The organism is Streptomyces sp. 2-1 (assembly GCF_048564895.1).
Taxonomy (GTDB): Bacteria; Actinomycetota; Actinomycetes; order Streptomycetales; family Streptomycetaceae; genus Streptomyces; species Streptomyces phaeochromogenes.
Window position 1 is genome coordinate 3,002,647 of the sequence record NZ_CP183383.1, and the last position, 20,308, is coordinate 3,022,954.

At 68.5% G+C, this 20,308-nt stretch carries 18 protein-coding genes; 9 read left to right on the forward strand and 9 right to left on the reverse strand.

Annotation, left to right across the window (positions count from 1 at the left end):
• The first annotated feature begins 65 nt into the window (after positions 1-65).
• Positions 66-1,334, forward strand: coding sequence for an MFS transporter (locus tag ACN20J_RS13215; RefSeq protein WP_189840527.1), 1,269 nt, complete (start codon positions 66-68; stop codon positions 1,332-1,334).
• On the opposite strand, the gene ACN20J_RS13220 is transcribed toward ACN20J_RS13215, so the two are convergent.
• A complete protein-coding gene (locus ACN20J_RS13220) occupies positions 1,268-2,437 on the reverse strand; it encodes a hypothetical protein (protein ID WP_189840526.1) in 1,170 nt (389 codons plus the stop codon). The two genes, ACN20J_RS13215 and ACN20J_RS13220, sit on opposite strands and share 67 nt — an antisense overlap.
• Positions 2,434-3,375 (reverse strand): 5-dehydro-4-deoxyglucarate dehydratase, encoded by a 942-nt coding sequence (locus ACN20J_RS13225; RefSeq protein ID WP_189840525.1) that lies wholly within the window; start codon positions 3,373-3,375, stop codon positions 2,434-2,436. Before ACN20J_RS13225 ends, ACN20J_RS13220 begins: the two co-directional genes overlap by 4 nt.
• Positions 3,376-3,657: 282 nt before the next feature.
• Between ACN20J_RS13225 and ACN20J_RS13230 the strand changes: the two genes are divergently transcribed.
• The 8 genes from ACN20J_RS13230 to ACN20J_RS13265 all read left to right on the forward strand — a co-directional run bounded on the left by ACN20J_RS13230 (position 3,658) and on the right by ACN20J_RS13265 (position 11,656).
• Positions 3,658-4,482 (forward strand): NAD-dependent epimerase/dehydratase family protein, encoded by an 825-nt coding sequence (locus tag ACN20J_RS13230; RefSeq protein WP_189840524.1) that lies wholly within the window; start codon positions 3,658-3,660, stop codon positions 4,480-4,482.
• 305 nt (positions 4,483-4,787) lie between these two features.
• Entirely contained in the window at positions 4,788-5,558 is a 771-nt protein-coding gene (locus ACN20J_RS13235; protein ID WP_189840523.1) for a DeoR/GlpR family DNA-binding transcription regulator, read from the forward strand.
• A gap of 124 nt (positions 5,559-5,682) precedes the next feature.
• Positions 5,683-7,053: an ABC transporter substrate-binding protein gene (locus ACN20J_RS13240; RefSeq protein ID WP_189840522.1), complete on the forward strand. Its 1,371-nt coding sequence runs from the start codon at positions 5,683-5,685 to the stop codon at positions 7,051-7,053.
• On the forward strand, positions 7,050-7,988 hold the full coding sequence (locus ACN20J_RS13245; protein WP_190230233.1) for a carbohydrate ABC transporter permease: 939 nt from the start codon (positions 7,050-7,052) through the stop codon (positions 7,986-7,988). Before ACN20J_RS13240 ends, ACN20J_RS13245 begins: the two co-directional genes overlap by 4 nt.
• A complete protein-coding gene (locus ACN20J_RS13250; protein ID WP_189840520.1) occupies positions 7,985-8,866 on the forward strand; it encodes a carbohydrate ABC transporter permease in 882 nt (293 codons plus the stop codon). The genes ACN20J_RS13245 and ACN20J_RS13250 overlap by 4 nt, the downstream gene beginning before the upstream one ends.
• A complete protein-coding gene (locus ACN20J_RS13255; RefSeq protein WP_189840519.1) occupies positions 8,863-9,852 on the forward strand; it encodes a zinc-dependent alcohol dehydrogenase family protein in 990 nt (329 codons plus the stop codon). Before ACN20J_RS13250 ends, ACN20J_RS13255 begins: the two co-directional genes overlap by 4 nt.
• A 262-nt stretch (positions 9,853-10,114) precedes the next feature.
• Positions 10,115-10,336, forward strand: a complete 222-nt coding sequence (locus ACN20J_RS13260; protein WP_189840518.1) for a hypothetical protein — start codon at positions 10,115-10,117, stop codon at positions 10,334-10,336.
• A 114-nt stretch (positions 10,337-10,450) separates the two neighbouring features.
• Positions 10,451-11,656: a TerD family protein gene (locus ACN20J_RS13265; RefSeq protein WP_189840662.1), complete on the forward strand. Its 1,206-nt coding sequence runs from the start codon at positions 10,451-10,453 to the stop codon at positions 11,654-11,656.
• A gap of 89 nt (positions 11,657-11,745) precedes the next feature.
• Here ACN20J_RS13265 and ACN20J_RS13270 read toward each other — a convergent pair whose 3' ends face one another.
• The 7 genes from ACN20J_RS13270 to ACN20J_RS13300 all read right to left on the reverse strand — a co-directional run bounded on the left by ACN20J_RS13270 (position 11,746) and on the right by ACN20J_RS13300 (position 19,713).
• A complete protein-coding gene (locus tag ACN20J_RS13270; RefSeq protein ID WP_189840517.1) occupies positions 11,746-12,624 on the reverse strand; it encodes a carbohydrate ABC transporter permease in 879 nt (292 codons plus the stop codon).
• Positions 12,614-13,648, reverse strand: coding sequence for a carbohydrate ABC transporter permease (locus tag ACN20J_RS13275; protein ID WP_189840516.1), 1,035 nt, complete (start codon positions 13,646-13,648; stop codon positions 12,614-12,616). The genes ACN20J_RS13270 and ACN20J_RS13275 overlap by 11 nt, the downstream gene beginning before the upstream one ends.
• A 1-nt stretch (position 13,649) precedes the next feature.
• A complete protein-coding gene (locus ACN20J_RS13280; protein ID WP_259333579.1) occupies positions 13,650-14,945 on the reverse strand; it encodes an ABC transporter substrate-binding protein in 1,296 nt (431 codons plus the stop codon).
• Positions 14,946-15,083: 138 nt separating this feature from the next.
• Positions 15,084-16,124, reverse strand: coding sequence for a LacI family DNA-binding transcriptional regulator (locus tag ACN20J_RS13285; RefSeq protein WP_259333578.1), 1,041 nt, complete (start codon positions 16,122-16,124; stop codon positions 15,084-15,086).
• Positions 16,125-16,366: 242 nt separating this feature from the next.
• Entirely contained in the window at positions 16,367-17,383 is a 1,017-nt protein-coding gene (locus tag ACN20J_RS13290; protein ID WP_361923455.1) for a 1-aminocyclopropane-1-carboxylate deaminase, read from the reverse strand.
• Between the two features lie 17 nt (positions 17,384-17,400).
• Positions 17,401-18,048: a GntR family transcriptional regulator gene (locus ACN20J_RS13295; protein ID WP_361923458.1), complete on the reverse strand. Its 648-nt coding sequence runs from the start codon at positions 18,046-18,048 to the stop codon at positions 17,401-17,403.
• Positions 18,049-18,129: 81 nt separating this feature from the next.
• Positions 18,130-19,713: a TROVE domain-containing protein gene (locus ACN20J_RS13300; RefSeq protein WP_419665949.1), complete on the reverse strand. Its 1,584-nt coding sequence runs from the start codon at positions 19,711-19,713 to the stop codon at positions 18,130-18,132.
• Positions 19,714-20,308: the final 595 nt, after the last annotated feature.

A 20,308-nucleotide genomic window follows, 5' to 3' on the forward strand; every position in this document is an offset into this window, starting at 1 on the left:
CGGTGTCCCCGCTAAGGCACCTGCCCGATGCCCGGCCCGGGGCCTTAGCCCCACGATGACCAGGCATGACGACATGGACATGGGCATGGACACAGACATGGGCGGTGACCCGTGTCCTGCGAGACCGCAACGCGGGTCTGTACCTCGGCGGAGTCGTGGTCTCCGGTTTCGGCTCGTCGGCGATGTGGCTGGTGTCCGGGATCTGGGTGAAGGACCTGACCGGCTCGGACGGCCTGGCCGCCCTCTGCATCTTCGCCCTCTGGGCGCCCACGCTGATCGGCCCGGCCCTCGGCACCCTCACGGACCGCACCCGCCGCCGGCCCCTGCTGGTGTGGACGAACCTGGGCCTGGCCGCACTCCTGCTGCCTCTCTTCATGGTCGACTCCCCCGGCACCCTGTGGATCCTCTTCGCCGTGCTCCTCGTCTACGGAGCGGCCGGCGTCGTCCACGACGCGGCAGAGTCGGCCCTGGTGGCCACGGCCGTCGACAAGCAGCTCCTCGGCGACTTCAACGGCCTGCGCATGACGGCCAACGAGGGCATGAAACTCCTCGCCCCGCTCGCCGGAGCGGGCCTGTACGCGGCGTACGGGGGCGCCCGCGTCGCACTCCTGGACGCGGTCACCTTCGCCCTGGCCGCGGGCCTCTACACCCTCCTGCGCGTCCACGAGCCGAAGCCGCTCACGGCCCCCGCCCCGGCCGGCTGGCGCGCCCAAACCGCCGAAGGCGCGCGCTACTTGTGGAGCCACCCGACCCTGCGCCCACTCGTCCTCGCGGGCGGCACGACCATGCTCTTCTCGGGTCTCAACGGCGCGTTGATCTACGCGGTGGTGGAGGGCCTCGGCCACTCCCCCGCGTACGTGGGTGTCCTGTACGTCGCCCAGGGCGTCGGCTCGGTGGCGGTCGGGCTGGCCGCGGGCCCGCTCCTGCGCCGCCTGGGCGAACGCCGGTTCGCCGGGTACGGCATCGCGCTCACCGCCGTGGCCGTGACGGCCCGCGCGCTCCCCTACGACGCGGTGGTCCTCGCCTCGGCCGCGGCGGTCGGCGTCGGACTCCCCTGCGTACTGATCGCGGCCCTCACCGCGGTCCAGCGCGAGACGCCGGACGCCCTGCTGGGCCGTACGACGGCGACCGCCAACACGCTGCTGTTCGCCCCGACGGCGGTGGGCCTCGCACTGGGCGCGGGTCTGGTCGAACTCGTCGACCACCGGGCGCTGTTGGCGGTTCTCGGGCTCGTACGACTCGTGACGGTCGTGCCCCTGCTGCGAACTCAGCCGAGCCGCGCGAGCGCCTCCGTCACCAGCGACAAGTCCTCGTCGGACGCCAACCCCGCGTGATACAGCCGCACTTCGGTGGCTCCCAGCTCGGCCGCCCGCGCCACGTCCTCGACGAGTGTCGCGGGACGCCCGCCCATCCCGCCGACCACGGTGAAGTTGGCGGCCAGTACGGCCCCGTCAACTCCCTTCTCGGCGAAGGGGATCAGCGGCTCGGGCCCGGCGGCGCACGGTACGACCGCTCCGTCGGCGACCGACAGGATGTGCCCGGGGTCCACACCGACGTTCGCACCGACGCGGTAGGAGACCGGGTCCGCGTGCAGCAGGATCTGGAACCCTTCCGGCGCGGCCTCGCGCACGGCGAGGACGGCCTCCGTCTGGAGGGACCTGGCGACCGAGTCACGCCACGCGCGCGTGGCCGTCGCGAGCTCGGCGCCGAGCAGTTTCTCCACGTCCTCCCAGCCCTCGACGGGAGCCTCGCCCCGCCACACGGGCTCCAGGGCACGCCGGACCGAGGCCGCCAACTCGTCGGGGTCGAGCCCCAGTTGCGTATAGCCGCCCGCGCAGGAGGGACAGAAGCACAGCGACATCAGGTACGTGCCGGCGTCCCCGAGTGCCACGCCGGCCGTCTTGTCGTGGGCGTGCAGATGCGGGAGCCCGTACCAGCCGAGGGACTCCAGTTCCGTGCCCGAGGCGCCGGGACGGATCGCCGCCTCGACGGCCAGATCGACGAGGTACGCGCGCGTGTCCGGCTGCGCGACGCAGGGCGCCCACGGATAGCGGTCCCCATAGGCGTTGACCACCGAGGTGTCCGGAAACTCGGCGCCCATACGGGAGTTGTGCGCGAGCACCACCCACGTGTGCACGTCGAGCCCCGCCTCCGCGAGTGCCGACGCGGCTTCCCCGTACGCGTCCCCGGGCGCCCAGTCCCCGGCGGCGTACGGCCGGAGCCTGCGGCCCTGCCACCGTGCGGCGTCGGTCGGGTAGAGCACGGAGGCGTGCAGCGCGGTGACGATGCGGTGCCGGGGGTGGCGGGGGGTCAGGGCGCGCGTGGAGTGGTACGCGGAGGCGAGCGTCGCCTGCTGGACGCCGAGCCCGGCGATGCGGGCCGCCGCTTCGGGGTCGCCGTTGACGTCCCACGGATAGACGAAGGTCGACGCCTTCACTTGCTCTCCTCCAGAAGCGCGTAGCCCCGCTCGATCAGCTGGGCGAGCTGCTTGACGTGGTCCTCGGACGGCTCGTGCAGCGGCGGCCGCACCTCGCCCACGTCGAGCCCCCTCAGCCGTACGCCCGCCTTGACCAGTGAGACAGCGTATCCGCGGCCCTGTGCGCGCAGTTCGACGAGTGGCCGGTAGAAGCCGTCGAGGAGCCGGTTCACGGTGGCGTCGTCGCCGGAGCCCAGGGCCTGGTGGAAGGCGAGGCCGATCTCGGGCGCGAAGCAGAAGACGGCGGAGGAGTACAGCGTGATGCCGATGCCGCGGTAGGCGAGGCCGGTGAGTTCGGCGGTCGGCAGCCCGTTGAAGTAGAGGAAGTCACCCGGGTACTCGGACCGCACGGCGCTCACGATGCGCTGCATCAGGTCGAGGTCGCCGAGCCCGTCCTTGAAGCCGATGATCCCCTCGGCGCGGGCCAGCGAGACGACGGTGTCGGGCGTGAACACAGCGTTGTCCCGCTGGTACACGATGATGTCGAGCGAGGTGGCGGCCGCCAGTTCCGTGTAGTGCCGCAGCAGCCCCTCCTGCCCGGCGACGACGAGATAGGGCGGCATGGCGAGCAGCCCGTCCGCGCCCGCCTCCTCGGCGAGCCGCGCGTACCGCACGGCGAGCGCGGTCCCGTACCCGGCGCCCGCGACGACGGGGACGCGGCCCGCCGTCTCCTCGACGGCCGCCCGTACGCACTCCTGGAACTCCTCGGGCGTGAGCGCGTGGAACTCCCCGGTCCCGCAGCAGGCGAAGACGGCGGCGGCCCCGGCCTCGACGCCCCGCCGGACGTGCTCGCGGTAGACGTCGAGGTCGACGGCTCCGTCGCGGTCGTACGCGGTGACGGGGAAGAACAGCGGCCCGCTCGGGATACTGAGTCGAGCGGCAAGGGGGGCTGAGGTCACGGGCTCTCCCTAGAGCATGAGCATGCACGCACACGCCGGCTCGTGCACGTTTCTGATCCATGTCCATATCCCTGAACACTTCCACGCTAAGGCGCCCTCTTGGGGGCGGTCAAGCGGGCCAACATGCATTGCGGCAGCAACAAGGGAGCAGAAAGAGCACGGAAGGGGAGCGGATCCCAGCACTGCGCGCGACACTTGACGCGGTCCGTCGACGATCCCTAGCGTGTCCACGGATGTGAATGCCGTACACGGTGACGGCCGCCGATTCAAGGAGACCCGAGGATGCCCGCTCCCCGCACCGTTCTGCTCACCGGCGCCGCCGGCGGTCTCGGCACCCTGATGCGAGGACTGCTGCCCGCCTACGGCTACGAACTGCGGCTCCTCGATCTGCTGCCGATCGAGGGCGAGCCCGGCGCGGTCACCGCGGACCTCGGCGACAAGGAAGCCCTGCGCGAGGCCGTGCGCGGCGTGGACGCGATCATCCACCTCGCGGGCATATCCCTGGAGTCCACCTTCGAGAAGATCCTCAAGGCGAACATCGAAGGCACGTACAACCTGTACGAGGCGGCGCGCGAGGAGGGTGTCCGGCGCATCGTCTTCGCCTCCTCCAACCATGCGGTCGGCTACACCCCGCGCCCCGAGGGCGAGGCGCCCCACGCCCCGGACACACTCATCCCCATCGACACCCCGCACCGCCCGGACACCTTCTACGGCCTGTCGAAGTCGTTCGGCGAGGACCTGGCGCAGTTCTACTGGGACAAGCACGGCCTGGAGACCGTCTCCGTGCGGATCGGCTCCTGCTTCATGGAGCCGACCAGCGTGCGCATGCTGTCGGTCTGGATGAGCCCCGGCGACGGCGCCCGCCTCTTCCACGCGGCCCTGAGCGCCGAGGACGTCGAGCACACCGTCGTCTACGGCTCCTCCGCGAACACCCGCCTGTGGTGGGACCTGACCACCGCCCGGGGGCTCGGCTACGAGCCGCAGGACGACTCCGAGCAGTACGCCGAGAAGCTGATCGCCGAGCAGGGCGAGCTGGACCCGCGGAACCCGGACCACACCCGCCTGGGCGGCCACTTCGTGACCAACCCGCCGGTCTGGCCGTACTGACACTCGCGTCCGGGCCGGGGATCCCGTTGGGCCGCACAGGCCACCTCCGACGCATCCGGCCACCACGCAAGGACCGCCTCACGGGGCGAGCGGGCACCGAACGGACCCGCCCGCCCCGCCGTTCGGGCATGCCCACTGCCCGAATTCCGCTGCACCGCAGGTCCGGCACGGGCAGCCGTCGCTCGTTACGGTCACATACGGGCGCCATCGGGCCCGCAACAGACCTGGTCAGTGGCGCGCACCCGCTGTAGAACTTCCCCCATGGGCCCCACCGGGCCCGAACGGGCAGTGAGCACGGAGAGCGGGTGTCGGGCATGAGCGCGGAAGAACGTCAGCGGGAGATCGTGAAGAGCGCCCGTCGCACCGGCGCCGTCGACGTGAACGAGCTCGCCGCCGAGCTGGGCGTCGCCAAGGAGACCGTACGACGGGATCTGCGCGCCCTGGAGGACCACGGACTGGTCCGCCGCACGCACGGCGGCGCCTATCCGGTGGAGAGCGCCGGCTTCGAGACGACGCTCGCCTTCCGCGCCACCAGCCATGTGCCCGAGAAGCGCCGGATCGCGGCCGCCGCGGCCGAGCTGCTCGGGGACGCCGAGACGGTCTTCGTCGACGAGGGGTTCACCCCGCAGCTCATCGCCGAATCACTCCCCCGGGACCGGCCGCTGACCGTGGTCACCGCGTCCCTGGCCACCGCGGGAGCGCTCGCCGAGGCCGACAACACGACGGTGCTGCTGCTCGGCGGCCGGGTCAGGCCAGGCACCCTCGCGACCGTCGACCACTGGACGACGAAGATGCTCGCCGGGTTCGTCATCGACCTGGCGTTCATCGGAGCCAACGGCATCTCGCGCGAACACGGCCTCACCACCCCCGACCCGGCCGTCAGCGAGGTCAAGTCACAGGCCATCCGGGCCGCCCGGCGCACGGTGTTCGCGGGGGTGCACACCAAGTTCGGCGCCGTGAGCTTCTGCCGGTTCGCGGAGATCAGTGCGCTGGAGGCGATCGTCACCAGCACCTTCCTCCCCACGTCCGAGGCCCACCGCTACTCGATGCAGGGCCCCCAGGTCATCCGGGTCTGAAACAGAGACCGCACCCCAGTCCCCACCCCAGTCCTCAAAGAGTTCGAAAAGCCAACTGACCCACTACAGAGGCACCACACTCCCCGCGTCATCCCATATGTACTGAAAAATCCAGGAGCGATCCATGCGAACCCAGAGCCGACGGAGGCCGCGCGCGACGCTCGTCGCGGTCGCCGCAGGGACGCTGCTCGCCCCGCTGCTCTCCGGTTGCTGGGCCGGAGCGGGCGGAGCGGGCTCCGGTGGCAACTCCATCAACGTCCTCATGGTCAACAACCCGCAGATGGTGGAGCTGCAGAAGCTCACCGCCGCCCACTTCACCAAGGAGACCGGCATCAAGGTGAACTTCACCGTGCTGCCGGAGAACGACGTCCGCGACAAGATCAGCCAGGACTTCGCCAACCAGGCCGGTCAGTACGACGTCGCCACCCTGTCCAACTACGAGATACCGATCTACGCCAAGAACGACTGGCTGCACGAGATGGACTCGTACGTCGCGAAGGACCCGGGCTACGACGAGCAGGACGTCCTCAAGCCCATGCGCCAGTCCCTCACCGCGGACGACGGCAAGCTCTACGGGCAGCCCTTCTACGGCGAGTCGTCCTTCCTGATGTACCGCAAGGACGTGTTCGAGGCGAAGGGCCTCACCATGCCCGAGCGCCCGACCTGGACCCAGGTGGCCGACCTCGCGGCCAAGGCCGACGGCGCCGAGTCGGGCATGAAGGGCATCTGTCTGCGCGGTCTGCCCGGCTGGGGCGAGGTCATGGCCCCGCTCACCACGGTCGTGAACACCTTCGGCGGCACCTGGTTCGACAAGAGCTGGAAGGCGCGGCTCGACTCCCCCGAGTGGGAAGGGGCGGTGAAGTTCTACGTGGACCTCGTCCGCGACCACGGCGAGGCGGGCGCACCCCAGGCCGGCTTCGCCGAGTGCCTCAACAACATGACCCAGGGCAAGGTCGCCATGTGGTACGACGCCACGTCCGCGGCCGGCTCCCTGGAGTCGGCCCAGTCCCCGGTCAAGGGCAAGATCGGCTACGTGCCGGCGCCCGTCGAGAAGACCGAGTCCTCCGGCTGGCTCTACACCTGGGCCTGGGGCATCCAGGACGCGTCCCGGAACCCCGACAAGGCCTGGAAGTTCGTCTCCTGGGCGTCCAGCAAGGAGTACGAGCAGCTGGTCGGCGACGAGATCGGCTGGTCCAACGTCCCGGCCGGCAAGCGCGCCTCCACGTACACCAACGCCGACTACCGCAAGGAGGCCGGTGCCTTCCAGGAGATGACCAAGGAGGCCATCGAGGGCGCCCGGCCCACCGACCCCGGCGTGCAGCCGCGGCCCGCGCCCGGCATCCAGTTCGTCGGCATCCCCGAGTTCACCGATCTCGGCACCAAGGTCTCGCAGGAGATCAGCGCGGCCATCGCCGGACGCCAGTCCGTCGAGTCGGCCCTGAACAAGTCCCAGAAGCTGGCCGAGGAGATCGCCGAGGAGTACGAGGGACGATGACCGCCACAACAACGGCTCCCATAGCCGCACCATCCGTACGCACCGAGAAGCGTCCCTCGGGCCGCATGCGCGCCTGGGCGACCCGGGCCCCGCTCCTCCCCGCCCTGATCTTCATGATCGCCGTGACCCAGCTCCCCTTCGTGGCCACGCTGGTGATCTCCTTCTTCGACTGGAACTCCCTCTACCCGGACGCCCGCAGCTTCACCGGCTTCGGCAACTACTCCGAGGTCCTCACCGACGCGGCCCTGCGCAAGTCGGTCTGGACGACCATCCTCCTGACGGTCACCGTCGTCCTGGCCAGCCTGATCCTGGGCCTGGTCCTCGCCCTCCTCCTGGACCGCAAGTTCCGGGGCCGCGGAGTGGTCCGTACGCTCCTGATCGCGCCCTTCCTCGTGGTCCCCGTAGCGGCCGCCCTGCTCTGGAAGCATGTGCTCTACAACCCTGAATACGGCCTGCTCAATGGGTTGTTGCACTATGTGGGCGGACCGGAGCCGGACTGGATCTCCAACACCCCGCTGCTCGCCGTGGAGATGTCCCTCGTCTGGCAGTGGACACCGTTCATGATGCTGATCCTGCTGGCGGGCCTGCAGAGCCGCGACCACCAGCAGATCGAGGCCGCGAAGGTCGACGGCGCGAGCGACTGGCAGGTCTTCCGCTATCTGACCCTGCCCCACCTGCGCCGCTACCTCGAACTGGGCGCCCTGCTGGGCTCGATCTACATCGTCCAGAACTTCGACGCGGTCTTCACCATCACCTCCGGCGGCCTGGGCACCGCGAACCTGCCCTACACCGTCTACCAGAGCTTCTACCAGGCCCACGAGAACGGCCTCGCCTCCGCGGCCGGCGTCCTCGTCGTCATCGGCTCGATCATCATCGCGACCTTCGCGCTGCGCGTGGTCTCGTCCCTGTTCCGCGAGGAGGTGGGCCGCGCATGAGCGCCACCGCGATCCGTGTACGTCCCCGTAGTACCGAGTCCGGCAACCCCGGCCCGCGCCGCCCCAGGGGAAGGGGCCTCGGCCTGGTCGCCTGGCTCGCCGGGATCGTCTTCTTCCTGCCCATCGCCTGGATGGCCCTGACGTCCTTCCACTCCGAGGAGGACGCGGCGACCAATCCGCCGTCCTTCGGAGCCGCGCTCACCCTCGACGGCTACCGCGAGTTCTTCGGCACGGGCGGCGGCGCGAGCCCCTGGCCGTCACTGATCAACTCGACGGTGGCATCGCTGGCATCAACGCTCCTGGTCCTCGTGCTGGCCCTCCCCGCGGCCTACGCACTCTCCATCCGCCCGGTGAAGAAGTGGACCGACGTCCTGTTCTTCTTCCTCTCCACGAAGATGCTCCCGGTGGTGGCGGGCCTCCTGCCCATCTACCTCTTCGCGAAGAACACCGGAATGCTGGACAACATCTGGCTCCTGGTCATCCTCTACACCTCGATGAACCTGCCGATCGCCGTGTGGATGATGCAGTCGTTCCTCTCCGAGGTCCCGGTGGCGATCATCGAGGCGGCGCAGATCGACGGCGCGAAACTGCCCACCATCCTCGCCCGGGTCGTGGCCCCCATCGCCCTGCCGGGCATCGCGGCCACAGCCCTGATCTGCTTCATCTTCAGCTGGAACGAGCTGCTGTTCGCCCGAGTCCTCACGGGCGTGGTGGCGGAGACCGCCCCCGTCTTCCTCACCGGCTTCATCACCAGCCAGGGCCTGTTCCTGGCGAAGGTGTGCGCCGCGTCGCTCGTGATCTCCCTGCCGGTGCTCGCCGCGGGGTTCGCCGCCCAGGACAAACTGGTCCAGGGCCTGTCGTTGGGAGCCGTGAAATGAAGGCCGCAGTCATCGAGTCCGTGGGCCGTGCCGTCGTGGCCGAGGTCCCGGACCCGACGCCGGGCCCCCGCGAGGTCGTCGTCGAGGTCGCCGCCTGCGGCCTCTGCGGCACCGACCTGCACATCCTCCAGGGCGAGTTCGCCCCCAAGCTGCCGATCGTGCCGGGCCACGAGTTCGCGGGCGAGGTGGTCGGGGTGGGCACCCAGGTCACCGAGCTCTCACTCGGCGACCAGGTGGCCGTGGACCCCTCCCTCTACTGCTACGAGTGCCGTTTCTGCCGTACGGGCCACAACAACCTCTGCGAGCGCTGGGCGGCCATCGGCGTGACGACGGCAGGCGGCGCGGCCCAGTACGCCGTCGCCCCCGTGGCGAACTGCGTCAAGCTCCCCGAACACATCCGCACCCAGGACGCGGCCCTGGTCGAACCCCTCTCCTGCGCGGTCCGCGGCTACGACGTACTGAACTCCCGCCTCGGCGCTCACGTCCTGATCTACGGCTCCGGAACCATGGGCCTGATGATGCTGGAACTCGCGAAGCGGACGGGTGCGGCGAGCGTCGACGTCGTCGACATCAATCCGCAGCGGCTCGAGACGGCCGCGCGGCTCGGGGTCTCGGCGACGGCCACCGGGGCGGACGAGCTGGACCGGCCTCAGGGGTGGGACCTGGTCGTCGACGCCACCGGTAACGCGGCGGCGATCCAGGACGGCCTGGAGCGGGTGGCCAAGGCCGGCACGTTCCTCCAGTTCGGCGTGGCGGACTACTCGACCCGGGTCACGATCGACCCGTACCGCATCTACAACCAGGAGATCACCATCACGGGCTCCATGGCCGTGCTCCACAGCTTCGAGCGGGCGGCGGAGCTCTTCGCCACGGGTGTCCTGGACCCGGACATCTTCATCAGCGACCGCCTGCCGCTGGACCAGTACCCCCAGGCCCTGAACCAGTTCGCCTCGGGCGTCGGCCGAAAGATCGTGGTGGTCCCGTAGGGGGATTTCGCCCCCGCCGCCCCTACCCGTTCCCGTCCCCTGGGGCTCCGCCCCAGACCCCGTGAGGTGGGTTGTCGGGTGGAGGTCGGCTGTTGCTGGCCGCGCAGTTCCCCGCGCCCCTGAAAACCTAGGGGCGCGGGGAACTGCGCAGTCTTTTGGGGGTTCGGGGGCGGAGCCCCTGAGGAAGTGACGGGAATGGGTAGGGGCGGCGGGGGCGAAAAACCCTTGGGCCCGCCCCACCCCACCGACCTACCATCCCCCCATGCCCCGCCCAAACGGCTTCGCCTACACCCACCACCCCGACGGCACGGTAAAGATCACCCACGGCACCCACCCCGCCACCACCCTCCGCGGCCCAAGGGCCACCCAGTTCCTCGCGGAGGTGGAATCCGGCGACCCCCAACTGGTCATGGCCCGCTGGACGGGCAACTACAAACGCGGCAACGAACGAACGGCCCGCAACCACCCCAGAAACCGCCACTGACCACCCCCGACCACCACTGAAGGCCTCTGACCTGCACAGACCCGCGCTGACCCAATTGGCGGGCAGGTAAGGGAACGGTAAAGCGGGCCCGGTCGTTCACGGGTCATGACAGCTATGACCCCCGGCTCGAACATCCCTCTCCCCGTCACCCGCGTGACGGTGGACGTCGCCGCCCCGGTGCGGCTCGACGTATCGGGCCTGCTGCTCACCGCCGACGGCAAGGTGCGCTCCGACGACGACTTCATCTTCTACAACCAGCCGACCGGCCAGGGCGTGACGTACCGCTCCGGCGGCGGCACCAGCCCCGACTCGATCACGGTCGACACGACGGCCGTGCCCCCGGGCATCGAGAAGATCGTCGTCACCGCGAGCCCGGACGCCGCGGGCCAGACGTTCCAGGGCATCGAACCGACGGCGACGATCCGCAACTCCGCCGACAACTCCGTACTGGCGTCCTTCACCCCGCCCCAGCTCGGCTCGGAGACGGCCCTGGTGATCGTCGAGGTCTACCTGCGCAACGGCGCATGGAAGGCCCGAGCGGTCGGCCAGGGATACTCGAACGGCCTGGCGGGCATCGCCACGGACTTCGGCGTGACGGTGGAGGAGCCGGCCCCGGCGGCCCCGGTCGCCCCGCCGGCCCCCACGCTCCAGACCCCGGTCGCGCCCCCGGCCCCGCCGATCAGCACCCCGGCGGCCCCGCCCGCGCCCCCGGCGGCACCCGCAGCCCCCGCCCCGGGCGCCGGGAAGATCAACCTCGACAAGGGCCGCGTAAGTCTCCAGAAGAACCAGACCGTGTCCCTGGTCAAGGGCGGCCGTCCGTTCCTCTCCCAGGTGAAGATGGGCCTCGGCTGGGAGCCGGCGTACCGAGGCAAGGACATCGACCTCGACGCCTCGGTGATCGCCTACGGCCCGCAGCGCAACCACATCGACAGCTGCTACTTCGGCAAGCTCTCGATCGTGAACGGCGCGATCAAGCACTCCGGCGACAACCTCACGGGCGAGGGCGGCGGTGACGACGAGGTGATCGTCGTGGACCTGGGCCGCCTCCCCCAGGAGGTCACGGGCCTGGTCTTCACGGTGAACTCCTTCTCCGGCCAGAAGTTCACCGAGGTCGCCAAGGCCTACTGCCGCCTCCTGGACGCCGCCACGGGCGAGGAGCTGGTCCGCTTCGACCTCACGACCGCCGAGCCGCAGACCGGCGTGATGATGGCCAAGCTCATCAAGCAGTTCTCCGGCGAGTGGGAGATGACGGCCCTCGGCAACTTCGTCAAGTCCCGCACGGTCCGCGGCATGGTGAAGCCGTCGGCCCAGGCGCTGTAGCCCACCGACACACCTCACCACGAACGTACGCGCGGGGCGCCCCCCATCCCGGGGGCGCCCCGCGCGTTCGTGATGACGTGAATGCCGGGTCACATCTTCGTGGCCCCCGCCGCAAGATCCCGGAGGAAGTGCCGAGCCCCGATCAGAAACACGATGATCAGCGGAACGACGCTCATCAACGCACCGGCCATCACCAGGGAGTAGTCGGTGTTGTAGAGGACGTTGAGATTGGCCAGGGCGACCTGAAGGGTGACCCTGTCGGGGTCGATCATGACGACCAGCGGCCAGATGTAGTCGTTCCAGATGCTGATGAAGGTGAAGATGCCGAGGAACGCCAGCGCGGGCCGGAACAACGGCATCGCGACCTGCCAGTAGAGCCGGAAGAAACCGGCGCCGTCGATCCGTCCGGCGTCGAGCAGTTCGTCGGGCAGCGAGTTCTGCGCGTACTGACGCATCCAGAAGATGCCGAAGGCGTTGGCCGCACCGGGAATGATCAGCGCCGTCAGCGAGCCGGCCCAGCCGAACTCCGCCATGGTGACGAACTGCGGCACCAGCGAGAGCTGTGCGGGAATCATGTACGTGGCCAGCAACGCACCGAACAGGAACCTCTTGCCCGGGAACTCGTACTTGGCGAAGGCGAAGGCGGCCAGCGAGTCGAAGAACAGCACCAGCGCGGTCCCGACCACGGCGACGACGATGGTGTTGAACAGCGAGCCGAAGAAGTCGACGGTGTCGAGCACCCGCCCCATGTTGTCCAGGAGATGCGGCCCCGGTACCAGCTTGGGCGGATAGCTGTAGATGTCCTCTGTAGTACCGGAAGCCATCACCACCAGCCAGTAGAAGGGGAACAGCGAGATCAGCACGCCGAGCAGCAGCACACCCCGGACACAAACGCGGGTGAGCCGACTGCCGGCCCCAACGGCGAGCCCCGCACTGCCAGTAGCCCTCTCCTTCCCGTCAACGGCCATTGCGGGCAGCTCCCTTGCGTCGCAGAAGCGACCGGATCCCGGCGCGACCCTCGCGGTCGGAGCCGGAGACGAGCCGCCAGTTGATGAGGGTGAAGACCGCGATGATCGCGAAGAGCAGCCAGCCCATCGCGGCCCCGTAGCCGAACTGGTGGTCCTTGAAGGCCTTCTGCCACAGATAGAGCACGATGGTCATACCTTCCTGACCCGGTCCGCCGATGGTTCCGACATCGGTCGACTGGAACAGCACCTGGGACTCGGTGAAGATCTGCAGGCCGTTGATGGTGGACGTGACGGCGGCGAAGAGGACCACCGGCCGCAACTGCGGCAGCACGACCCGGAAGAGGGTCTGCCAACTGTTCGCCCCATCCACGCGGGCGGCCTCGAAGTGCTCGGTGGGAATGGCCTGGAGGCCCGCCAGGAAGATCAGGGCGTTGTAGCCGACCCACCGCCAGATGATCATGATGGAGAGGGACACCTTGATGCCCCACTCGGAGGACAGCCAGCCGACGCCGTCCATCCCGACCATCCTCAGCGCCGAGTTGGCGAGGCCCGTCTGGGCGAAGACCGAGCCGAAGACAACGGTCATGGCGACCATCGAGGTGACGTTGGGAATGAAGTACGCCACCCGGTACGCACCGGTGAACCGCACCTGAGAGTGCAGCAGGAACGCGAGCACCAGGGCCAGGAACAGCATCGGCACCGTGGACAGGAACCAGATCTCGAAGGTGTTGAGCACCGAGTGCCAGAACACCGAGTCCTCGAGCAGCCACCCGTACTGCTTGAGGCCGACGAAGCGCATGTCACCGATGCCGTCCCAGTCCTGGAAGGACAGGTACAGCGAAAAGACCACCGGAAAAGCACCAAAAACGGCGAACAGTACATAGAAAGGCGAGATCGCGAGAAGGGGCGGCCCATGCCGCCGCCGCCCACCCGGAGCGGTGGCGCGAGAGCGACGACTCTCCGCCCGCCCGCGGCCGTCGGCCGCGGGGGTGCCGGCCTCCGCCGGGTCTGCGACTGTGGCCATGTCAGCTCACCCCCAGCCGGGACAGCGTGGTCTCGGCCGTGTTCACCGCGTCGCGCCAGGCCCGCTCGGGTTTCTTGCCGAGCGATTCCACGTTGGTCAGCTCCTGAAAAAAGGGAGTATTGGCGGTCTCCTCGTACGGGCTGAAATAGACAACGGGAGCCTTCTGGGCGGCCGGACCGAAGACATCGATGGGCCGCTGACCGCCGAAGAAGGGGTCGGGCTTGTGCATCGCGGAGTCGGCGTAGGCGGCGGGAGTGGTGGGGAACAGGGCCATCTCCTGGTAGCTCTTGAGCTGGTTCGCCGGGCCGAGCAGCCACTTCACGAAGGCGAAGGCGCCCTCCGGGTCGCGGCAGTAGCGGGTCAGGGTGACGTACGACCCGCCGTAGTTGGCGGGCCCGTCCGGCATGGTGGTCAGCCGCCAGGCCCCGGACGTCTTCGGCGCGGTGTCCTTCAGTCCGTTGATGGCCCACACCGCGGTGGTCATCGAGGCGACGCGTCCCCCGCCCATGGCGGCGTTGTAGTCGGGCGTGCCGTCCACGATCCGGGCGCTGAGCCCCTGCCGGAGCATCTCCACGGACAGGTCCCAGGCGCGTTTGACGTGGGCCTGGTCGCCGATGAACCGGTTGTCGGCATCCACGAACTGCTTGGGGCTCTGGAGCAGCACCTGCTGAAAAACATTGCCGACGTTGCTCACCAGATACGGCTTGCCGGGTCCCTTCCGCAGCGCCCGCCCGGCGGCAAGGTACTTCTCCCAGGTGGAGACCTCCTCGGCAACCTCTTGCGGCTCATGGGGCAGCCCGGCCCGCCGGAAAAGATCCCGCCGGTAGTAGAGGGCGGTAGGCCCGGCATCGAGCGGGAAGCCGATCATCCGCCCCGAAGGAGCGAAGCACCCCTCCCACTTCCAGTCGAGATACTGATCACGAACGCTCTCCGCACCCAGCGTCCTCAAATCAAGAAACTCATTCTCATCGGGAAAGAACGTGGCGAGGTTGTCGGAGTTCACGACCGTCAGGTCCGGCACATAGGCACGGGCGGCAAGACTGGTGCGTACCTTCGAGTCGATGTCCCCGTCGGGGATCTGAGAGCCCTTCACCTTCAGCCCCGGCACACCGGGTACTGCACGCCGAGCGGTGGCGAGCAGCTTGTCGCTCAGCGAGCCCTTCCAGTACCAGAGGCTCAGGTGATCGGTGCCTGCGGAAGCCGAGCCATTGCCCGCCCCGCATCCCGGCAGACCGAGCAGCGCGGCGCCGAGGGAGGCCCCCAACAACCCCCTGCGGGACATCGTTCGGTGTGGCATAGGCGCGCACTCACTTTCGGGAGGGACAACGATGTCGAGCTCCGTGAACGTTCACGTGAACGTTGCCGTCGAGTATCGAGGCGGCCGAAAATCAGTGTCAAGACATGTGTAAGCGCTATCTGTTGCCGCGTCGGTAACTCAGGCGGAGGCCCGCACCACCAGCTCGGGAACGACCCAGGCGTCCGCGCCGCCCAGCGGCTCCTCGCCGGCCCGCAACCGAACCACCTGCTCAACGGCCAGCCGCCCCAACCGCCGCTTGTCGATATGCAGGGTGGTCAAGGCAGGCTCGACCAACTCCCCCAGGGAAAGCCCGTCAAAGCCCAGAACAGCCAGATCATCCGGAACCCGCAGCCCCCGCCCCCGAGCGGCCCGCATAGCCCCAACAGCGATCAGGTCATTGAACCCAACAACAGCGCTGACCTCCGGCCTCCTACGAAGCAACTGCTCCGCACCCACCCCACCACCAGCCACGCTCTGCTCGGGACACAACACAACCCAACTGTCATCGACAGCCAGCCCATGCCGCCGCACCTCACGCAGAAACGCCTCCCGGCGCTCACCGGGAACCGCACTGCGCTCCCCGTCCAGCATGCCGATCCTGCGATGCCCGGCCCGGACCAGATGAGCAATCCCCTGCTCCATCCCACCGGCGACATCAATCCCGACGGCCCCGAACCGAGTCCGCTGCGGCCCACGCTCCAAGAGCACCAACGGCACACCACCCAGCCGCCGCGCCAGCACGTCGTCCTCGTTCTTGAAGTACCCCACAACGGCATCGGCCTGATGGGACAGCACATCAAGCGCTTCCCGCTCCCGAGCCTCATCGGTACGGGAGTCCCAGACCACCACCTGCCACCCACGCAGCTCGGCGGCCTCCAGAACGCCGGCAGCCACCTCGGGAAAGAACGGATTCATCAGGTCCGGAATCACCAGACCCACCGTCACGGTCCCCTTCCGCACCAGCCCCCGCGCGAACCGGCTGGGCCGATAGTCCAGCACCCGAGCGGCCTCCAGCACCCGCGCCTTGGTCCCCGGATCGATCTCACCCTTGTCATTGACAGCCCGCGAAACAGTCTGCCGCGACACCCCGGCCATCTGGGCAACGTCATGAATGGTGGCCCGCCGGCGCCCCCCACCAGCCTGCCCGCCACCCAACCCCAGCCGCTCATCACCCCGCACGAAGTGCACTGTAACCGGCCACCACAGAACAACAGCCGAGGGAACACCCCACAAACCGGCAGCCGCCAACGCAAGCGGGGCGGGGCCGTGCCGGTATGTCAACGTTCGCGACGTACAGCTCCCGCTGGAAACGCCCACCAGAAAACCCAGGGCAGTACGCCCAGCAGTCGCGAACGTGACATACCGGCACGGCCCCGCCCCACCCACAAAACAAGGCGCAAGCAGGCACTCCACCCGCACCCTCAGAACAAGGCGCTGTAGGCATTCAACGCAGGCTGCCCCCCAAGGTGGGCGTACAAGACAGTCGAGCCCCGCTCGATCTCCCCTCTCCCCACGAGGTCGATCATCCCGGCCATCGACTTCCCCTCGTAGACGGGATCGGTGACCATCCCCTCCATCCGAGCGGCAAGCCGCATCGCGTCCAACGTGGCCTCGTCAGGAATCCCATAGGTACCAGCGTGATACCGCTCGTCCAACTCAACGTCCGCCTCAGCCAACTCCTTCTCCACACCGATGAGTTGCCCCGTCCCATGCGCGATCCGAGCGATCTGCTCACGAGTACGCGCAGGCGCAGCAGACGCATCGATCCCAATGACCCGCCGCGCCCGCCCACCCGCCTCCTCCAACGAGGCGAACCCGGCAACCATCCCCGCCTGAGTGGACCCGGTCACCGAGCAAACCACCACGGTGTCGAAGAAGACCCCCAACTCCCGCTCCTGCTCGGCGACTTCATAGGCCCACCCAGCAAACCCGAGCCCACCAAGAGGATGATCGGAGGCCCCGGCAGGAATGGCGTAAGGCTTCCCACCCCCCTCCGAAACCTCCCGCAGAGCCAGCTCCCAGCTCTCCTTGAACCCGATCCCGAACCCGGCCCGCACAAGCCGCACATCGGCCCCCGCCAGCCGGCTGATCAGAATGTTCCCGACCTTGTCGTACACGGAGTCGGGCCACTCCACCCAACTCTCCTGCACCAGAACACACTTGAGCCCAGCCCGAGCAGCACAGGCAGCAACCTGCCGAGTGTGATTGGACTGAACGCCCCCGATCGAAACAAGCGTGTCGCACCCCGTGGCAAGCGCATCAGCAACGAGATACTCCAGCTTGCGAGTCTTGTTCCCCCCATAAGCGACCCCGGAGTTGCAATCCTCCCGCTTGGCCCACAACGAGGCCCCGCCAAGATGCCCCGTCAGCCGCTCCAGCGGATGAACGGGCGAAGGACCGAACAGCAGGGGGTAACGCTCGTACGAGGAAAGGGACATGACCGGGCCTCCTGGGTTCATTCACCATCGGCGAGGCCTTCGAGCCCCCGCCAGATCTCCGCGGTGACCCGAACGGCCTCGTCCACGTCACCGTCCGCACACGCCTCGATGAGCTGCTCATGCAGCCCGGCCGAACGACAGTTGCCGCCCTCACCGAACCGCCGCCGCTCCAGCCGCCGGATCAAGGGCGTATAGCGCGAAATGGTGGCAGCAGCAGCCCCATTGCCACTCACCCTCACCAACACATCGTGCAACTCGTCATCGGCACGAAGGGCAGCGTCAACATCCCCACCACGCACCGCATGAGCGAACCGAGCATTGGCAGAGCGCATCGCGTTGACGTCAGCCCCCCGCAACCGAGGCACGGCAACCCGCACGACGAGCTCATGCATGGCCCCCACCACGGCAGCCGCGTCCCGCACTTCCCCGGCCACCACCGCGGTCACCCGCGTATAACTCTGCGGTTTGCTCTCCAGCAGCCCTTCGTCGACGAGCCGAGAGAAGGCCTCCCGCACAGGAGCCCGAGACAACCCAAGCCGTTCAGCCAGCTCACCATCCCGTACCACCGCGCCGGGTTCGATCTCCCCGGCCACGATGGCGTCCTTGATCGCTTCGTACGCGCGCTCCCTGAGCAGAGTCCGCCGCACGGGTCGAATGGCATCCACAACTAAAATGTTAGATACCAATTGGGAAGCACACAAGCGTGTGGCCCGCACAAAAGTGCGGGCCACACACTCACACCCCCCTCAGACGGCCCAGGGCCAGTCCGCGTCCCGAGCCCCCTCGAGCAGCGGAACCATCCGAAAAGCCGCATCCGACAGCCCCCCGAAGACATGCCGGTTCCCCGCCCCCGACGGCCCGTGCCCCGCCCGGTACCCCGCGAGGTTCCAGGTGTAGACCGGCACATGCGCCGGAACCTGCTCGGTCGGGTCACCGTAGTGGCTGTACGTGGCCTGCTCGTCGGTGACGATCAGCACACGATCGTGCTTCTTGTAGTGCTTCCGTACGGCCTCGGTCGTATCGGTGCCACCGAGATCACCGAACCGCCCCAGCACCTTGAGCACCGACTCACCTCGGCGGAACGTCACCCGCTTGCTGCTCGTCCCGAACTCGACAAGATCGGCATCCGCAGCCCGCAGCGCGAGCGCCGTACCGAAGATCGCCGCCGCGTCGGCCCGGTTGAGCTCCGAGCGGTCGGACAGCCGCGAGTAGAACATCGACCCGGACCGGTCGACGAGCACGAGCGTCCTGCCACCCAGCGCCGGCACATTGGCCAGCGAGTGACCGAGCGCCTGCTCCAGCGGGTAGGACCAGCGCAGCGAAGGCGCGTGCTGGTAGGCCGCGAGGTACCGGAACGGGAACTGCCGAGAACGCGCGACCTCCGCAGGGTCACTGATCTTCGCGGCGACCTGGGCAGCAACCTCGTCCGAAACCCCGGCCTCATCGAAGTTACGCAGGTTCCGAACCAGCGCCATCCCACCCATGGACGGAATGACGGCCTCCCAGGCAGCCTTGTCCATCGGCCCCTGCAGCCACCCGGCGAGCGCCTCCCAGGTGATGCCCGCGTCGGCGAGACGCTGCGCGCCGTGCGCACCCGTCACCACCTTGCGCCGCTTGGCGGGCCGCAGTGCCATCAGGTCACGGTGGGCCGCAAGAACGGGCAGCGACTTGGGCACTACGGCGGTGTCCGGGTTGTGCCGACGGTCCAGCGCGTACTGGAACAGCTCGCCCTGCCACGGCTTGTCCGGGTCGGGTGCCGCGTGCACGAGGTTGAGGATGTCGCCGAAGCGGTAGCCCTTGGACGCCGTGTCGTACTTCAGCAGCGACTTGCCGCTGTAGAGCCGGCGTACGGCGTCGGCGATGCCGCGCTTCACGGGCTTGGGGATGTTGCGGCCGTACAGCGCGGTCCAGTACGCGAGCAGCTCGCCGGGCTCGTCCGGGCGCCGCAGCACGGAGGCGACGACCTGCCGGTTCGCCGGCCCGTCGGTGGCGCCCGCGTCGAGGCGCGCCTTGACGTACTCGGCGGCGCCGACGATGGACGCGGTCCGCATGTTGCCCTCGCCGCGCAGCCAGGCCAGCATGCTCGCCGTCCACGACGGGTCGCTGACGGCCAGCTCACGGACGAGCGCGGCGAACCGGTCGTCCCGGGCGTCGCCGGTCTCGTAGAAGGTGTTCTGCGAGACGAGGTTGGCGATCGCCAGCAGGAAGAGCTCGGAGCGCGCGTCGCGCTCACGGCCGCGACCGCCCTCGTACGTGCGCAGTACGCGCCCGGTCGAGGTGACCCGCGAAGTGCCCTGGGCCTTGGCCGCCTTGGTGTTGAATCGCGCCATGATGAATTCCCCCGAATTCAGTGGTGTTTCGGAGGAAGGCGCAGCAAATGGAGCGTGCCCGAGATCAGGAGTCGGCGACGGACTTAATCGGATGCTCTACCGGATTGAGCTACATCGACCCGAAGCCGATGACGGGATTTGAACCCGCAACCCTCTGATCCCTGAAGTAACCGCTGCCTTCGCACCGGGCACACACCATTTGCTGCGCCTCCCGAGATCAAGTCGGCGGCGGCCTGGATTCTTTGGAAGAGAAGTAGCCGCCACCATCGCACCGGGAGGTGCATGAAGTTGTGGTGTCCAGAGTTCAAGGCCGGCGGAACCGACGTAGGTGCTCTAACCCCTGAGCTACACCGGCGCGTTGTACCGATGACGGGACTCGAACCCGCGACCTCCCCATTAAGAGTGGAAGTAGGTCCTGCCTTCGCACCTGGACGTTCATCACTGTAGGCCGCGCCCCGAGGGCCGGGCGAACGATTATTTCCGTACGGACGTACCGGAGGAGTCCGGGACGGCCGGGCCGCCATAGGAACTCCCTATACCACCTGCTGACTTTTGGTCTTTGCCCCTCGTTCTTTCGCGAACGTACGGTGAACCG

Bases quoted from the DNA above. Each gene is read 5' to 3' on its own strand.
- ACN20J_RS13280 (WP_259333579.1), bottom strand. From the start codon at position 14,945: ATGCCACACCGAACGATGTCCCGCAGGGGGTTGTTGGGGGCCTCCCTC.
- ACN20J_RS13270 (WP_189840517.1), bottom strand. From the start codon at position 12,624: ATGGCCGTTGACGGGAAGGAGAGGGCTACTGGCAGTGCGGGGCTCGCC.
- ACN20J_RS13275 (WP_189840516.1), bottom strand. From the start codon at position 13,648: ATGGCCACAGTCGCAGACCCGGCGGAGGCCGGCACCCCCGCGGCCGAC.
- ACN20J_RS13255 (WP_189840519.1), top strand. From the start codon at position 8,863: ATGAAGGCCGCAGTCATCGAGTCCGTGGGCCGTGCCGTCGTGGCCGAG.
- ACN20J_RS13260 (WP_189840518.1), top strand. From the start codon at position 10,115: ATGCCCCGCCCAAACGGCTTCGCCTACACCCACCACCCCGACGGCACG.
- ACN20J_RS13240 (WP_189840522.1), top strand. From the start codon at position 5,683: ATGCGAACCCAGAGCCGACGGAGGCCGCGCGCGACGCTCGTCGCGGTC.
- ACN20J_RS13265 (WP_189840662.1), top strand. From the start codon at position 10,451: ATGACCCCCGGCTCGAACATCCCTCTCCCCGTCACCCGCGTGACGGTG.
- ACN20J_RS13300 (WP_419665949.1), bottom strand. From the start codon at position 19,713: ATGGCGCGATTCAACACCAAGGCGGCCAAGGCCCAGGGCACTTCGCGG.
- ACN20J_RS13215 (WP_189840527.1), top strand. From the start codon at position 66: ATGACGACATGGACATGGGCATGGACACAGACATGGGCGGTGACCCGT.
- ACN20J_RS13290 (WP_361923455.1), bottom strand. From the start codon at position 17,383: ATGTCCCTTTCCTCGTACGAGCGTTACCCCCTGCTGTTCGGTCCTTCG.
- ACN20J_RS13250 (WP_189840520.1), top strand. From the start codon at position 7,985: ATGAGCGCCACCGCGATCCGTGTACGTCCCCGTAGTACCGAGTCCGGC.
- ACN20J_RS13245 (WP_190230233.1), top strand. From the start codon at position 7,050: ATGACCGCCACAACAACGGCTCCCATAGCCGCACCATCCGTACGCACC.
- ACN20J_RS13230 (WP_189840524.1), top strand. From the start codon at position 3,658: ATGCCCGCTCCCCGCACCGTTCTGCTCACCGGCGCCGCCGGCGGTCTC.